This window comes from Enterobacter cloacae complex sp. I3, from assembly GCF_014896175.1.
GTDB classification, from domain to species: Bacteria; Pseudomonadota; Gammaproteobacteria; order Enterobacterales; family Enterobacteriaceae; genus Enterobacter; species Enterobacter bugandensis.
In genome coordinates this window covers 266,769-281,834 of sequence record NZ_JADBQZ010000001.1, presented here as the reverse complement: position 1 = coordinate 281,834, position 15,066 = coordinate 266,769, and the positions used below count along the sequence as shown (strand labels likewise).

Here is a 15,066-nt window from a genome sequence, read left to right as displayed (position 1 = left end):
TCTCTGCCCCGTTATATGCCTTTAAGATTATTTATCCATAATTATCGTGAATGTCATTTGGGAAACTAAAGAGAGATTCATTAATTATCTGGATTAGCCCGATGTGAAGACATCGGGCTTTTTTTATGGCAAAAAAATGCCCGGACAAGCCGGGCAGTGGAGTTAGTCGCTGGTTGATTTTTCGGCTTTACCCGCCATTTGTGCCAGGAAGTCATACCGTTTTTGCAGATCTTCGGCGGCGTCTTTCCAGAGCTGTTCTGCCACCTCAGGCTGTTGCGCATTCAGACGGCGGAAGCGCTGTTCCTGCATCAGCGTCTCTGCCAGGGCATCTGACGGCGGACGTGAATCTAGCGCCAGCGGTAATTTGCCCTCGTCCGCACGGCGCGGATCGAACCGGTAGAGCGGCCAGAAGCCGGTGGCCGTCAGCTGACGCATCTGATCGTGGCTTAGGGCCAGGTCGTAGCCATGCTCTTCGCACGGGCTGTAGGCAATGATCAGCGACGGCCCCGGATACGCTTCAGCCTCCTGAATGGCTTTCACCGTCTGGTTAAGCTGCGCCCCCAGCGAGATTTGCGCGACGTAAACGTGGCCGTACATCATCATGCTCACGCCGAGATCCTTACGTGCCTTGCGTTTACCGTGTTCACCAAATTTCGTGACGGCGCCCAGCGGCGTGGCTTTCGATGCCTGCCCACCGGTATTGGAATAACATTGCGTATCCAGAACCAGAATGTTGACGTTTTCGGTCAGGCTTAACACATGATCCAGCCCGCCAAAGCCGATGTCGTAAGCCCAGCCGTCACCGCCAATCAGCCAGATCGATTTTTCGACCAGGGCGTCAGCGTCGGTCAGAAGCTGTTCAGCGCCGTCAATTCCCTTGAGTGCGCTGCGAAGTGCAGCTACTTGCTCGCGACGAACCTCTGGCGTGGCTTCTGCGTGTAGCGCCGCGTTAAGTTCAGCCGGGATCTTATCGGCAAATTGTTCAAGCAGGCGCATCACGCGCGCGCGGTGCTGGTCAACGGTGAGTCGGAAGCCCAGGCCAAATTCGGCGTTATCCTCGAATAACGAGTTAGCCCATGCCGGACCGCGCCCATTCGCATCGGTGGTGTACGGCGTGGAGGGCAGGTTACCGCCATAGATAGACGAGCAGCCGGTGGCGTTGGCAATCAGCATCCTGTCACCATACAGCTGGGTAAGCAGTTTGATGTACGGCGTTTCACCGCAGCCGGAGCATGCGCCGGAGTACTCGAACAGCGGCGTGATCAGCTGCGAGGTACGAATATCAATGCGTTCCAGCTTGCTGCGATCGATTTCCGGCAGGTTCAGGAAGAAATCATAATTCACTTTTTCTTCTTCAACGTGTTCAAGGCGCGACATCATATTGATGGCTTTGATGTCCGGGTTCTGCCTGTCCTTCGCCGGGCAGACCTCAACGCACAGGTTACACCCGGTGCAGTCTTCCGGTGCGACCTGCAGAACGTATTTCTGGCCGCGCATGTCGCGGGATTTTACATCCAGAGAGTGCAGGCTGGCCGGGGCATCTTCCATTGCTTCCGGTGACACCACTTTGGCGCGAATGGCCGAGTGCGGGCAGGCCGCGACGCAGTGGTTACACTGGGTACAGAGTTCTTCTTTCCAGATGGGGATCGCTTCGGCGATGTTGCGTTTTTCCCAGCGGGTGGTGCCCATCGGCCAGGTTCCGTCCGGCGGCAGCGCAGAGACGGGCAGGGCGTCACCCAGCCCGGCCAGCATGGCGGCCGTGACGGTCTTCACGAAATCAGGTGCGGCATCCGAGACCACCGGAGGGCGATTCGGGCTGGCGTCATTGACCGGCTGCAGCGGCACCTCGAACAGCGACTCGCGCGCCAGCGCCAGCGCCTGCCAGTTTCGCTCTACCAGCTCCTGCCCCTTGCTGCTGTAGCTTTTGGCGATGGCGCCCTGAAGTTCCACCAGCGCGCTGTCGCCCGGCAGGATATTGGTCAGATGGAAGAAGGCCATTTGCATGACGGTATTAATACGCGCGGCCAGGCCACATTCGCGGGCAATTTTCGCCGCGTTAACCACATAGAATCGGGCTTTTTTCTGATTCAGCACCGTCTGTACTTCCTGCGGCAGGCGCGCCCAGACCTCATCCGCATTGTATGGCGTATTGAGGAGGAAAATACCGCCGGGCTTAAGGCGCTCAGCCATCTGGTACTTGTCGATAAACTGCAGCTGATGGCAGCCAACAAAGTCGGCCTGAGAAATAAGGTAGGCCGAGCGGATGGGCTGCTCGCTGACGCGCAGGTGAGAAACGGTCAGACCGCCGGCTTTCTTGGAGTCGTAGACGAAGTAACCCTGCGCGTACCACGGGGTTGAATTGCCGATGATCTTGATGTTGTTTTTGGTGGCCGAGACGCTGCCGTCGCTGCCCAGGCCGTAGAACAGCGCTTCAAGTTTGGCTGTCGCAGGCAGGGTATTTTCCGGTAAAGGCAGGGAAAGATTCGTTACGTCATCATAAATGCCGACCGTGAAACGCGGCTTAGGTTTCGCTTCCCTTAGCTCGTTAAACACGGCCAGCACGCAGTCCGGGCCAAACTCTTTGGAAGACAGGCCATAGCGACCGCCGATAACGCGCGGTAGCGTTTCACGTTCGCCGTTATTAAAGGCTTCAGCGAGGGCGGTCATCACGTCAAGATACAGCGGTTCCGCGTGTGCGCCAGGCTCTTTGGTTCGATCGAGCACCGCCACGGTACGCGCGCTTTCCGGCAGGGCAGAGAGCAGATGTTTAGCCGAGAACGGGCGGTAAAGACGCACTTTAAGCACGCCGACCTTTTCGCCGCGGGTCAGCAGCTCGTCAACGACTTCTTCACAGGTGCCGATAGCAGATCCCATCAGCACAATCACGCGCTCAGCCTGCGGATGGCCGTAGTATTCGAACGGCTTGTACTCGCGTCCGGTTGCGGCGGCAAAGTCATTCATTGCCTGCTCGACGTGGTCATAAACCGCGTTGTACCACGGGTTTGTGGCCTCGCGTGACTGGAAATAAGTATCCGGGTTTGCCGATGTCCCGCGAATTACCGGATGTTCCGGGTTAAGGGCGCGGGCGCGATGCGCGTCAATTTCCGCCTGCGGCAGCAGATCCAGGATAGTCTCGTCAGCCAGCGGGACGATTTTGTTGATTTCGTGAGAGGTGCGGAAACCATCAAAGAAGTGAATAAACGGCACGCGACTTTTAAGCGTGGCGATATGCGAAATTAAGGCAAAGTCCTGCGCTTCCTGAACGCTGCTGGCGCACAGCATCGCGCACCCGGTCTGGCGCACGGCCATCACGTCCGAGTGATCGCCAAAAATTGAGAGTGCGTGGGTGGCCACCGTACGCGCCGCGACGTGCAGGACGAAGGGGGTCAGTTGTCCCGCGAGTTTGTACAGCGTTGGGATCATCAACAGCAATCCCTGAGAGGAGGTGAACGAGGTGGAAAGCGCGCCAGTCTGCAGCGCACCGTGGACCGTAGCAATCGCACCCGCTTCAGACTGCATTTCAACCACTCTCGGGACATCGCCCCAGACGTTTTTTAACCCGTTTCCCGCCCAGGCATCCGCCTGCTCGGCCATAGTTGAACTTGGCGTGATCGGATAAATGGCGATAACTTCACTGGTGCGAAACGCGACTGAGGCAACTGCACCATTACCGTCAATAGTTTGCATAGGACGACACCCTTACATTGCGCAAAAAATAGGGGGCTGTCATAAGGCGACAAACCCTGAATATTATCTGTGTAGTCTAGCAAACAGGGGGTTTTACGATTTTCGCTTTTGTGTCCTCGGTATTCCCACCATCAATGGTTAGATCAAACTTAGGGCGAAAAAATTGCGAGAAATTGTTTCAGCGGCGCATAAATACGCACTTCCGCTCTCGACGACACGGGATGTGATGCCTATTATGCTTAGGTTTCGCACTAATTACGGGGAAGAGAGCATGCGTTCAGCATTTTGGGTAGGGTGTGCCGCGTTGTTGTTGTCGGCATGTAGCAGTGAACCTGTGCAGCAGGCCACGGCGGCCCACGTGGCGCCGGGAATGAAAGCGGCAATGTCCAGTTCAGGCCAGGCCAACTGCGCCATGATTGGCGGCTCGCTGTCTGTTGCCCGCCAGCTTGACGGTTCGGCTATTGGGATGTGCGCCTTGCCAAACGGCAAACGCTGCAGTGAACAGTCGCTTGCCGTTGGAAGCTGCGGTAGCTACTGATTATTCTGCTCGCTTAAACATCAGCGTCTTATCGGCCGTCGCCAGCGTCAGCTGGTCTTCAGTCAGGTCGACCTGCGCCCCTTTGCGCAGCATGTCGCCGATGGCCTGATCCAGCTCGTTAAGCTGTGGTTCGGTACAAAGTTTGCGGGTCATCGCCAGCGTTTTCACTTTCAGCTCACCTTCGGACAGCTTTCCCTGCCCGTTGAAGCGGTTACACATCTGGCCCGAAACGCTAATGTTATCAATGAGGCTAATGTCGGGAAGCGCATTAAAAGCGATCTCAGGCTGCGTTGTCATGCCCTTCACGGATTTGCCGTCCACGTTTTCCAGAACAAAACGGTGGCTCTTCAGCTGATCCGGCTGAACGGATGCTTTGCCCGGATTAACGCAGCCGCTGAGGACAAGGCTGATAACACTTAACGCGATGAGCTTTTTCATTTTTCTTCTCTAATAATAAATTCTGTGAATCTTTTACCAGTGTAACGATACTCTGCGGTGCGTTAATGGGGTTTATCTGAAAGTGCGGGGTGGTGCCGGGCAGCGCAGGGCTGCCCGGAATGAAGTTTAATGCGATTTAAACCCGGCAGCCGTCATCAGCATGCGAAAGAGCATGCTGACTGCTGCCAGCGCAAGAACGCTGCCGCCCCAGATAATGGCCAGCCACAGCAATCTTTTCCAGACAGGTTGTTGCATCAGTGATAACCCTCCCCAGGCTGAACTTTGCCGCGAAATACGTAGTAGCTCCAGAAGGTGTAGACCAGAATAACGGGAATGATCAACAGCGCGCCCACCAGCATAAAGCCCTGGCTTTGCGTCGGCGCGGCGGCCTGCCACAGGGTGATCGACGGCGGTATGATATGCGGCCAGATGCTGATCCCAAGCCCGCTAAAGCCGAGAAATATTAGCCCCAGCGTCAGAATAAACGGGCGAGCATGGCTGTCAGGATTACTCAAGCAGCGCCACTGGTAGAAGCTAAACATGACGACCAGGGCAGGGACTGGCAGCAGATAAAACAGATTCGGCAGCGTAAACCAGCGCGCCGCGATGGCCGGGTGTGCCAGCGGCGTCCAGAGGCTGATCGCTGCGATAAACGCCAGAAGCACGATTAACAGCGTTTTCGATACCTCACGCATCCGCTGCTGCAGCGCATTTTCGCTTTTCATCACCAGCCAGGTTGAGCCTAACAGCGCGTAGGCCACCACCAGACCCGCGCCGCAGAACAGGTTAAACGCGGTAAACCAGTCAAACGGTCCGCCGGTATACGTTCTGCCAGTGACGCTAAAGCCGTTAATGACGGCACCTACCGTCACGCCCTGGGTAAAGGTCGCCAGAACGGAACCGCCAATAAACGCCTTATCCCAGAAAGGACGGTGGGCCGGCGTGGCTTTAAAGCGAAATTCAAACGCCACGCCGCGGAATATAAGTCCAATCAGCATTAACGTCAGCGGAATGGTCAGAGCATCAACAATCACCGCATAGGCCAGTGGGAATGCACCGAACAGGGCGGCACCACCTAGCACCAACCAGGTCTCATTGCCGTCCCAGACCGGTGCGACGCTGTTGACCATCACGTCGCGATCGTCGGCGTTTTGTGTTGCCGGGAACAGAATACCGATTCCCAGATCAAACCCGTCCATGACGATATACATCAGCGTGGCAAAGACGATGATGACAAACCAGATAATGGAAAGATCGATACCCATTATGGCTGCTCCTTATGTTCAGCTGTGACGGCAGAAAGCGGGCGCGCCGGGCGTCCATCGGACTCGGTGGCGAACGATTCATGCGGCTGCGGGCCTTTTCGGATGAGGCGCACCATATAGCTATAGCCCACGCCGAATACCGAGGTATAGACGACGAAGAAGGCCAGCAGGCTCACGCTCATATGCAGGTCACCATGGGCTGAAACCGCATCCTTCGTTCGCTGGAGTCCGTAGACCACCCACGGCTGGCGGCCGACTTCGGTGGTAACCCATCCGGCCAGAATGGCAATCAGCCCGGATGGCCCCATCAGCAGGGCAAACCACAGGAACGGACGCGAAGAATAAACCCGCTTTTTATAACGCAGCCAAAGCGCCACTACTCCAAGCAGCAGCATCAGCATCCCTAAACCCGCCATAATGCGGAACGACCAGAAGACGATGGTGGAATTAGGACGGTCTTCCTTTGGAAACTCTTTTAGCGCAGGGACCTGTTTATCCAGGCTGTGCGTCAGGATGAGGCTACCCAGCGCCGGGATCGCCACTCCAAAGCGGGTGCGTTCCTGCTCCATGTCAGGCCAGCCAAACAGCAGCAGTGGGGTAGGCTCGCCCGGCGGATTTTCCCAATGGCCTTCAATAGCGGCAATCTTGGCCGGCTGATGCTTTAAGGTGTTCAACCCGTGCATATCGCCAACCAGGGCCTGGATGGGGGCAACAATCAGCGTCATCCACAGCGCCATCGAAAACATCGCCCGAATGGCAGGGGTATTATTCCCGCGCAGCAGATGCCATGCCGCGGATGCACCGACAAACAGGGCGCTACTCAGGAATGCCGCAATCGACATATGCAGCAGGCGGTAGGGGAAGGAGGGGTTAAATACCACGGCGAACCAGTCCACCGGTACCACCTGTCCGTTGACGATCTCGTAGCCTTGCGGGGTCTGCATCCAGCTGTTCGAGGAGAGGATCCAGAAGGTTGAGATAATGGTGCCCAGCGCCACCATGCAGGTGGAGAAGAAGTGCAGCCCTGGCCCCACTTTATTCCAGCCGAACAGCATCACGCCGAGGAACCCGGCTTCGAGGAAGAAGGCGGTAAGCACTTCATAGGTCAGCAGCGGGCCGGTAATGCTGCCTGCAAACTGCGAAAAGCCGCTCCAGTTGGTGCCAAACTGGTAGGCCATCACCAGCCCGGAGACCACGCCCATGCCAAAGTTGACGGCAAAAATCTTCGACCAGAAATGGTACAGCGAGCGCCAGACCGGATTTTTTGTTTTCAGCCACAGCCCTTCGAGCACGGCCAGATAGCTGGCCAGGCCGATAGTGATGGCCGGGAAAATAATGTGAAAGGATACGGTAAAGGCAAACTGTATCCGCGCAAGGTGAAAAGCATCTAAACCAAACATGCACAGCCTCAATGTCAAACGGTGTACTGTTATGCTATAGGGGCAACGTTCGGACTTTCAGACGCAGAAAAGTGATTTTTAACCATAACAGTTGGCATAAAACGCATGCTTTAGCTATCAGATATACCTCGCCAACGAGGAATAAAAACACTATTTTTATGAATTTTAGGCATTAAACCGCTTGCTTTGTCGTCATCGCCGTGCGTTAATGGTCTTCTGGTTTTGAGTCCAAAAAAATATCTGACGTAGTTTCATAAAGCAGTTCTCATCACGTTGTGCCTCTCCGCAGCCTCTCTTGGGTCTTTATCTACATTCCGATTAGTTTTGTTTAAAACCATTATTGCCTGATCGGCTCATGAGTAATTTACGTTTTTACGTTCACAGGAGAATCCTATGACTTCTTATATCCATTTCCGCTGCCCATGCTGTCATGGCTCGCAGTACCGTACCTCAGTCTTTGATGTATCTGAGAAAAACCCGCTCGGTGCGAAATGCATCTTTTGCAAATCGTCAATGATCACGCTCGATCACCTGGCCGCTGCGCGTCAGGCGCAAAGCCACGTTACCGAGTACCGTAAGTAATTTTTACTTAAACTATAACAGTTAGCAAAATCTTCTCTTTTTCTCCTGCTGATATACACTGTCGGCAATAAGGAGAATCTGATGAAAAAATACCAGCGTCTGGCGCAACAAATTATCTCGCAGATTGAGCTTGGCGTTTGGCTGCCAGGCGATAAGCTGCCTTCCCTGCGAGAGCAGGTGGCAAGCAGCGGCATGAGCTTTATGACCGTTGGCCACGCGTATCAGATGCTGGAAAGTCAGGGGCGCATTGTCGCCAGGCCGCAGTCGGGCTATTACGTTGCCTCGCGCCCGACCGCACAACAGCCTGCGCCGCCTGCCCAGGTAATGCGTGATGAAGCGGTAGATATCAACACCTATATCTTCGAGGTCTTACAGGCCAGCCGAGATCCGTCCGTTGTTCCTTTCGCCTCCGCGTTTCCCGACCCCCGGCTTTTCCCGCTTCAGCAGCTCAACCGCTCGCTGGCAAACGTCAGTAAAACCGCTACCGCAATGAGTGTGATTGAGAACCTGCCGCCCGGTAACGCTGAACTCCGTCACGCCATTGCGCGCCGTTATGCGCAGCAGGGGATGAACATCTCGCCGGACGAGATCGTCATTACCGCAGGCGCCCTTGAGGCCCTCAACCTGAGTTTGCAGGCGGTGACGGAGCCAGGAGACTGGGTGATTGTTGAAAACCCGTGTTTTTACGGCGCGCTGCAGGCGCTGGAGCGTCTGAAGCTAAAAGCGCTGTCGGTCGCCACAGACGTCCGGGAGGGTATCGATCTGAATGCGCTGGAGCAGGCGCTGAACGACTACCCCGTAAAAGCCTGCTGGCTCATGACCAACGGCCAAAACCCGCTTGGCTTTACGCTGAGTGCGGAAAAAAAAGCGCGTCTGGTCGCGCTCCTGACGGAGCACAACGTCACTTTGATCGAGGACGATGTCTACAGCGAGCTCTATTTTGGTCGCGAAAAACCGCTTCCGGCCAAAGCCTGGGACCGGGTAGATATGACGCTTCACTGCTCTTCCTTTTCAAAATGCCTGGTGGCGGGGTTTCGCATCGGCTGGGTGGCGGCAGGAAAACACGCGCGCCGCATTCAGCAGCTGCAGCTGATGAGCACGCTTTCAACCAGTTCCCCCATGCAGCTGGCGCTGGTGGACTATCTGGCGACAAAACGCTACGACGCCCATCTGCGCCGCCTGCGACGAACCCTCGCAGAGCGAAAACAGCAGGCGTGGCAGTCGCTTCTGCGCCATATGCCCGCCGGTGTCAAAATCCACCACAACGACAGCGGCTATTTTTTATGGCTGGAGCTACCTGCGCAGCTGGACGCGGGGCTGCTGAGCGAAAAGGCCTTAACGCACCATATCAGCATTGCGCCCGGAAAGATGTTTTCCACCTCTGACGCGTGGACGCCGTTCTTCCGGTTTAATACGTCCTGGGCGTGGGGCGAGCGGGAAGAGCAGGCGGTCATTCAGTTAGGTAAATTAATTAGCACAATGATGGAATAACTTTTCCCCTTTATTTAAATAATCATTTCTTATCCTGACGACGGCACGGCAAATATTTTGCGGTGCCATATCATATGAAATCTGCATACCGGCTTTCGCGGCTAACTCCTTGTCTATAATCCAGTTAACGGGGAATGCGTCCTCGGTCACACCTTGATGAAATTTCCTTAAGCCGAACGGTGCGGCGCATTTGCGCGGTCTACGTTTAATAAGGGAGATATTTTTACGGCACGGCTGCCGCTAAATTTCATTGCGACAGGAGTAACTCTTATGAGCAAAAAATTTGCCCGCAGCAGCCTGTGCGCGCTCGGCATGACTATCATGACCGCGCAAGCCGCAGAACCACCAAAGGCCATTGGCGACGGTGAAGGCCGACTGGATATTATCGCCTGGCCGGGGTACATCGAACGCGGACAGACGGATAAAAATTATGACTGGGTTACCCAGTTTGAAAAAGAGACCGGCTGCGCGGTCAACGTTAAAACGGCGGCCACGTCCGATGAAATGGTCAGCCTGATGGCGAAGGGAGGTTACGACCTTGTCACCGCGTCAGGTGATGCCTCGCTCCGCCTGATTATGGGAAAACGCGTTCAGCCGATTAACCCGGAACTGATCCCCAACTGGAAAACTCTTGACCCGCGCATCGTGAAGGGCGAGTGGTTTAACGTGGGCGGCAAGGTCTACGGCACGCCGTATCAGTGGGGGCCCAATCTGTTGATGTACAACACCAAAACCTTCCCGACGCCGCCGGACAGCTGGAGCGTGGTCTTTACGAAGCAGGATCTGCCGGACGGCAAAACCAATCAGGGACGCGTGCAGGCGTACGACGGTCCGATTTATATCGCCGATGCGGCGCTGTTCGTCAAAGCCACGCAGCCGCAGCTGGGTATTAGCGACCCGTATCAGCTCACTGAAGAACAGTATGCCGCCGTGCTCAAGGTACTTCGCGACCAGCATGCCCTGATCCACCGCTACTGGCATGACACCACCGTCCAGATGAGCGACTTCAAAAATGAAGGCGTCGTGGCCTCCAGCGCCTGGCCGTATCAGGCGAATGCCCTGAAGGGCGAGAACCAGCCCGTTGCCACCGTCTTCCCGAAAGAGGGGGTGACCGGCTGGGCGGATACCACCATGCTGCATGCAAAGGCAAAACACCCGATGTGCGCCTACAAGTGGATGAACTGGTCGCTCACGCCGAAAGTGCAGGGCGATCTGGCGGCATGGTTTGGCTCGCTGCCCGTCGTGCCTGAAGGGTGTAAGGCCAGCACGCTGCTGGGTGACAAGGGCTGTGAAACCAACGGTTATAACTATTTTGACAAAATCATGTTCTGGAAAACCCCCATCGCAGAAGGCGGAAAATATGTGCCTTACAGCCGCTGGACGCAGGATTACATCGCCATCATGGGTGGCCGTTGATCATCCGGGAGCAGAACATGACGTACGCGGTAGAGTTTAATGACGTTTCCCGTCTGTACGGCGACGTGCGGGCGGTGGATGGGGTCACCATTGCCGTTCGTGACGGAGAATTCTTCTCCATGCTGGGGCCTTCGGGCTCCGGCAAAACCACCTGCCTGCGTCTGATTGCCGGCTTTGAGCAGCTGTCAGGCGGCACGATATCTATCTTTGGCAAAGAGGCGAGCGCGCTGCCGCCGTGGGAGCGGGACGTGAACACCGTCTTTCAGGATTACGCGCTGTTCCCGCATATGTCGATCCTCGATAACGTCGCCTACGGGCTGATGGTGAAAGGCGTCGACAAGAAAAAACGCCACGCGCAGGCTCGCGACGCGCTGGAAAAAGTGGGCTTAAGCTTTGCCGTCGCCCGCAAGCCTTCGCAGCTTTCCGGAGGCCAGCGCCAGCGTGTGGCCATCGCGCGGGCGCTGGTGAATGAACCGCGCGTCCTGCTGCTCGACGAGCCGTTAGGCGCGCTCGATCTCAAGCTGCGGGAGCAGATGCAGTTCGAGCTGAAGAAACTTCAGCAGGAACTCGGCATCACCTTTATTTTCGTCACCCACGATCAGGGTGAAGCCCTCTCCATGTCGGACCGGGTGGCGGTGTTCAATAATGGGCGCATCGAGCAGGTCGATACCCCGCGCGATCTCTACATGCGCCCGCGCACGCCGTTTGTCGCCGGTTTTGTCGGCACCTCGAACGTCTTCGATGCAGGCCTTGCGCATAAAGTCTGCGGCATGGAGGGCAGCTATTCCCTGCGTCCGGAACATATCCGCCTGAATGAGGGCGGTGAGGTTCAGGTGCAGGGCGTCGTCCAGGCCGTTCAGTATCAGGGGGCTGCCACGCGCCTTGAGCTCAGGCTCGCCGACGGTGCCAAACTGCTGGTGAGCCAGGCCAATCTCAGCGATTTCTCGCCGCTAAGCGGCATTGCGCCGGGGCAGGCCGTCACGGCGTCGTGGTCGCGCGAGGCGATGATTCGCCTGCAGGAGGAGAGGTGAAATGGCTATGAGTGTCGCGCACCCTCCCGCCCCGCGCGGCCGCATAAGCCGCATTACGTCACTGTTCTGGCGTAAACCGTCGCTCGGACTGTTCCTGCTTCTGCTTGCACCGCTGATGTGGTTTGGCATCGTCTATTTAGGATCGCTGCTGACACTTTTGTGGCAGGGGTTTTACACCTTTGACGATTTCACCATGGCGGTCACGCCGGATCTGACCCTGGCGAACGTACTGGCGCTCTTCAACCCGGCAAACTACGACATCATCCTGCGCACGTTAACGATGGCGATTGCGGTGACGATTGCCAGCGCAATTCTGGCGTTCCCGATGGCCTGGTACATGGCGCGATACACCCGCGGCAAGTGGAAAGCGTTTTTCTATATCGCCGTGATGCTGCCAATGTGGGCGAGCTACATCGTCAAAGCCTACGCCTGGACGCTGCTGCTGGCGAAGGACGGCGTGGCACAATGGTTCCTCAACCACCTGGGGCTGGAGCCGCTCCTGACCTCGATCCTTACGCTCCCCGCGGTAGGTGGCAACACCTTATCCACCTCCGGGCTGGGACGGTTTCTGGTCTTCGTCTATATCTGGCTGCCGTTTATGATCCTGCCCGTTCAGGCGGCGCTGGAACGGCTGCCGGCTTCGCTGCTGCAGGCCTCTGCCGATCTCGGCGCCCGCCCGCGCCAGACCTTCCGCTATGTCGTTCTGCCGCTGGCTATCCCGGGCATTGCCGCGGGCTCAATCTTCACCTTTTCCCTGACGCTGGGGGATTTCATCGTACCGCAGCTGGTCGGGCCGCCGGGGTTTTTCATCGGTAACATGGTCTACTCCCAGCAGGGGGCGATCGGCAATATGCCCATGGCCGCCGCGTTCACGCTGGTTCCCATCGTGCTGATTTCACTCTATCTGGCGTTCGTGAAGCGTCTGGGAGCATTCGATGCACTCTGAACGCGCACCGCTGTTCCTGAAAGTGGCAGCGTGGGGAGGCGTCATCTTCCTGCACTTCCCGCTGCTGATTATCGCAGTCTATGCCTTTAATACCGAAGATGCTGCCTACAGCTTTCCGCCTCAGGGGCTGACGCTGAAGTGGTTTACTGCGGCGGCGGGGCGCGGGGATATCATCGAATCGGTGACGTTGTCACTTCAGGTTGCCGCGCTATCCACCGCGATAGCCCTTGTGCTTGGCACGCTTGCTGCAGCGGCGCTCTGGCGAAGCGAGTTTTTTGGCAAGAACGCGATCTCGCTATTGCTGCTGCTGCCGATTGCGTTGCCGGGGATCATCACCGGCCTGGCGCTGCTGACAGCGTTCAAAACAATCAACCTTGAGCCGGGGTTTTTCACCATTGTGGTTGGGCATGCCACGTTCTGCGTGGTGGTGGTCTTCAATAACGTGATTGCCCGGTTCAGACGCACCTCCTGGAGTCTGGTGGAAGCGTCGATGGATCTCGGGGCCGACGGATGGCAAACCTTCCGCTATGTGGTGCTGCCCAACCTGGGCTCCGCGCTGCTGGCCGGGGGAATGCTGGCGTTTGCCCTGTCGTTTGACGAAATTATCGTCACAACCTTTACGGCGGGACACGAACGCACGTTACCGCTGTGGTTGCTCAATCAGCTAGGCCGTCCGCGCGACGTGCCGGTCACCAACGTCGTTGCACTGCTGGTGATGCTGGTAACAACCATCCCCATTCTGGGAGCCTGGTGGCTAACCCGCGACGGCGAAAACATCGCCGGCGACGGGAAATAACATTGATTTGAACAGGACAATGCTATGCAAACACATCTGCTGATAAAGGGTGAACTGGTTGCCGGAGAGGGAGAGAAACAGCCTGTCTATAACCCGGCCACCGGAGAGGTGCTGCTGGAGATTGCTGAAGCGTCAGCGGCACAGGTCGACGCGGCGGTTCAGGCCGCCGACCGTGCTTTTGAGGCGTGGGGACAAACGACGCCGAAAACCCGCGCCGAGTGCCTGCTGAAGCTCGCGGATGCGATTGAAGCGCATGGCGAAGAGTTTGCCCGGCTCGAATCCCTCAACTGCGGCAAGCCGCTGCACTGTGCGCTGGGCGATGAAATTCCCGCAGTGGTCGACGTTTTCCGTTTCTTCGCCGGGGCGGCCCGCTGCCTGAACGGGCTGGCCGCGGGTGAGTATCTTGACGGCCACACGTCGATGATCCGCCGCGACCCGGTGGGCGTGGTTGCCTCTATCGCGCCGTGGAACTACCCGCTAATGATGGCGGCATGGAAGCTGGCGCCTGCGCTGGCGGCCGGTAACTGTGTGGTCATCAAGCCGTCTGAAATCACGCCGCTAACGGCGTTAAAGCTGGCGGAGCTGGCGAAAGATATCTTCCCGGCTGGCGTTCTCAACGTGCTGTTTGGCCGTGGAAAAACGGTGGGCGACCCGCTCACCGGACATGAAAAAGTGCGCATGGTGTCGCTGACCGGTTCGATTGCCACCGGGGAGCATATCATCGGCCACACGGCGTCCTCCATTAAGCGCACCCACATGGAGCTGGGCGGTAAAGCGCCGGTTATCGTGTTCGATGACGCCGACCTGGATGCGGTTGTAGAAGGCGTGCGGACGTTTGGTTTCTACAATGCCGGGCAGGACTGTACGGCGGCCTGCCGTATCTATGCCCAGAAGGGGATCTACACCCGGCTGGTGGAAAAGCTCGGTGCCGCGGTGGCCAGCCTCAAAATGGGTGCCCCGGAGGATGAGTCTACTGAACTCGGTCCGCTCAGCTCGGCTGCCCATCTTTCACGCGTCTGTCAGGCGGTTGACGAGGCGAAAGCCCTCGGCCATATCCGCGTGGTGACGGGCGGGAGCAAAAAAGAGGGGGCGGGCTACTACTTCCAGCCAACGTTGCTGGCCGGGGCGAAACAGGAGGATGCCATCGTTCAGCGAGAAGTGTTTGGACCTGTGGTGAGCGTCACCGAATTCGACGATGAAGCGCAGGTCCTGGCCTGGGCGAACGATTCGCAATACGGCCTGGCGTCGTCGGTCTGGACGAAAGACGTGGGACGCGCCCATCGCCTGAGCGCGCGCCTGCAGTACGGCTGCACCTGGGTCAATACCCACTTTATGCTGGTGAGCGAAATGCCGCACGGCGGCATGAAATTGTCTGGCTATGGAAAGGATATGTCGGTGTACGGGCTTGAGGACTATACGGTTGTCCGGCACGTTATGATTAAACATTAGAAAATCATGCCCGGCGGTCTGCATCGC

Annotated in this window: 13 protein-coding genes; 8 read left to right on the top strand and 5 right to left on the bottom strand. The window is 57.0% G+C overall.

The features are described 5' to 3' along the window. Positions 1–162 precede the first annotated feature (162 nt). Positions 163–3,687: a pyruvate:ferredoxin (flavodoxin) oxidoreductase gene (nifJ, locus tag IM271_RS01260; RefSeq protein WP_063154247.1), complete on the bottom strand. Its 3,525-nt coding sequence runs from the start codon at positions 3,685–3,687 to the stop codon at positions 163–165. Positions 3,688–3,958: 271 nt separating this feature from the next. Here nifJ and IM271_RS01255 point away from each other — a divergent pair, with 271 nt between their 5' ends. Beyond that, positions 3,959–4,225, top strand: coding sequence for a DUF333 domain-containing protein (locus IM271_RS01255; protein WP_028013313.1), 267 nt, complete (start codon positions 3,959–3,961; stop codon positions 4,223–4,225). On the opposite strand, the gene hslJ is transcribed toward IM271_RS01255, so the two are convergent. The 4 genes from hslJ to IM271_RS01235 form a co-directional block, all read right to left on the bottom strand. After that, complete coding sequence (gene hslJ, locus IM271_RS01250; protein WP_028013312.1) at positions 4,226–4,663, bottom strand: heat shock protein HslJ; 438 nt, start codon at positions 4,661–4,663, stop codon at positions 4,226–4,228. A 126-nt stretch (positions 4,664–4,789) separates the two neighbouring features. After that, the gene (locus IM271_RS01245) at positions 4,790–4,918 is read right to left on the bottom strand and encodes a DUF2474 domain-containing protein (protein WP_008501283.1); all 129 of its coding nucleotides are present in this window, start codon (positions 4,916–4,918) and stop codon (positions 4,790–4,792) included. Further along, the gene (gene cydB, locus IM271_RS01240; RefSeq protein ID WP_045630504.1) at positions 4,918–5,928 is read right to left on the bottom strand and encodes a cytochrome d ubiquinol oxidase subunit II; all 1,011 of its coding nucleotides are present in this window, start codon (positions 5,926–5,928) and stop codon (positions 4,918–4,920) included. Before cydB ends, IM271_RS01245 begins: the two co-directional genes overlap by 1 nt. Then, entirely contained in the window at positions 5,928–7,328 is a 1,401-nt protein-coding gene (locus IM271_RS01235; RefSeq protein ID WP_047365011.1) for a cytochrome ubiquinol oxidase subunit I, read from the bottom strand. The genes cydB and IM271_RS01235 overlap by 1 nt, the downstream gene beginning before the upstream one ends. A 393-nt stretch (positions 7,329–7,721) precedes the next feature. Here IM271_RS01235 and IM271_RS01230 point away from each other — a divergent pair, with 393 nt between their 5' ends. The 7 genes from IM271_RS01230 (at position 7,722) to patD (ending at position 15,039) form a co-directional block, all read left to right on the top strand. Continuing rightward, positions 7,722–7,910: a hypothetical protein gene (locus IM271_RS01230; protein ID WP_028013309.1), complete on the top strand. Its 189-nt coding sequence runs from the start codon at positions 7,722–7,724 to the stop codon at positions 7,908–7,910. A gap of 81 nt (positions 7,911–7,991) precedes the next feature. Beyond that, positions 7,992–9,401 (top strand): PLP-dependent aminotransferase family protein, encoded by a 1,410-nt coding sequence (locus IM271_RS01225; RefSeq protein ID WP_048959047.1) that lies wholly within the window; start codon positions 7,992–7,994, stop codon positions 9,399–9,401. Positions 9,402–9,671: 270 nt separating this feature from the next. After that, complete coding sequence (gene ydcS, locus IM271_RS01220) at positions 9,672–10,817, top strand: putative ABC transporter substrate-binding protein YdcS (protein WP_193052035.1); 1,146 nt, start codon at positions 9,672–9,674, stop codon at positions 10,815–10,817. A gap of 17 nt (positions 10,818–10,834) precedes the next feature. Next, entirely contained in the window at positions 10,835–11,848 is a 1,014-nt protein-coding gene (locus tag IM271_RS01215; RefSeq protein ID WP_028013306.1) for an ABC transporter ATP-binding protein, read from the top strand. A 1-nt stretch (position 11,849) separates the two neighbouring features. Next, entirely contained in the window at positions 11,850–12,794 is a 945-nt protein-coding gene (locus IM271_RS01210; protein WP_028013305.1) for an ABC transporter permease, read from the top strand. Further along, a complete protein-coding gene (locus tag IM271_RS01205; RefSeq protein WP_193052034.1) occupies positions 12,784–13,590 on the top strand; it encodes an ABC transporter permease in 807 nt (268 codons plus the stop codon). Before IM271_RS01210 ends, IM271_RS01205 begins: the two co-directional genes overlap by 11 nt. A gap of 24 nt (positions 13,591–13,614) precedes the next feature. Beyond that, positions 13,615–15,039 (top strand): aminobutyraldehyde dehydrogenase, encoded by a 1,425-nt coding sequence (patD, locus tag IM271_RS01200; RefSeq protein ID WP_028013303.1) that lies wholly within the window; start codon positions 13,615–13,617, stop codon positions 15,037–15,039. The last annotated feature ends 27 nt before the right edge of the window (positions 15,040–15,066 follow it).

What these genes read in the sequence shown, in the direction of transcription:
- IM271_RS01225 (WP_048959047.1), top strand. Translation starts at nt 7,992, where the DNA reads ATGAAAAAATACCAGCGTCTGGCGCAACAAATTATCTCGCAGATTGAG.
- IM271_RS01235 (WP_047365011.1), bottom strand. Translation starts at nt 7,328, where the DNA reads ATGTTTGGTTTAGATGCTTTTCACCTTGCGCGGATACAGTTTGCCTTT.
- IM271_RS01215 (WP_028013306.1), top strand. Translation starts at nt 10,835, where the DNA reads ATGACGTACGCGGTAGAGTTTAATGACGTTTCCCGTCTGTACGGCGAC.
- patD (WP_028013303.1), top strand. Translation starts at nt 13,615, where the DNA reads ATGCAAACACATCTGCTGATAAAGGGTGAACTGGTTGCCGGAGAGGGA.
- nifJ (WP_063154247.1), bottom strand. Translation starts at nt 3,687, where the DNA reads ATGCAAACTATTGACGGTAATGGTGCAGTTGCCTCAGTCGCGTTTCGC.
- IM271_RS01210 (WP_028013305.1), top strand. Translation starts at nt 11,850, where the DNA reads ATGGCTATGAGTGTCGCGCACCCTCCCGCCCCGCGCGGCCGCATAAGC.
- cydB (WP_045630504.1), bottom strand. Translation starts at nt 5,928, where the DNA reads ATGGGTATCGATCTTTCCATTATCTGGTTTGTCATCATCGTCTTTGCC.
- IM271_RS01245 (WP_008501283.1), bottom strand. Translation starts at nt 4,918, where the DNA reads ATGCAACAACCTGTCTGGAAAAGATTGCTGTGGCTGGCCATTATCTGG.
- IM271_RS01205 (WP_193052034.1), top strand. Translation starts at nt 12,784, where the DNA reads ATGCACTCTGAACGCGCACCGCTGTTCCTGAAAGTGGCAGCGTGGGGA.
- hslJ (WP_028013312.1), bottom strand. Translation starts at nt 4,663, where the DNA reads ATGAAAAAGCTCATCGCGTTAAGTGTTATCAGCCTTGTCCTCAGCGGC.
- IM271_RS01230 (WP_028013309.1), top strand. Translation starts at nt 7,722, where the DNA reads ATGACTTCTTATATCCATTTCCGCTGCCCATGCTGTCATGGCTCGCAG.
- IM271_RS01255 (WP_028013313.1), top strand. Translation starts at nt 3,959, where the DNA reads ATGCGTTCAGCATTTTGGGTAGGGTGTGCCGCGTTGTTGTTGTCGGCA.
- ydcS (WP_193052035.1), top strand. Translation starts at nt 9,672, where the DNA reads ATGAGCAAAAAATTTGCCCGCAGCAGCCTGTGCGCGCTCGGCATGACT.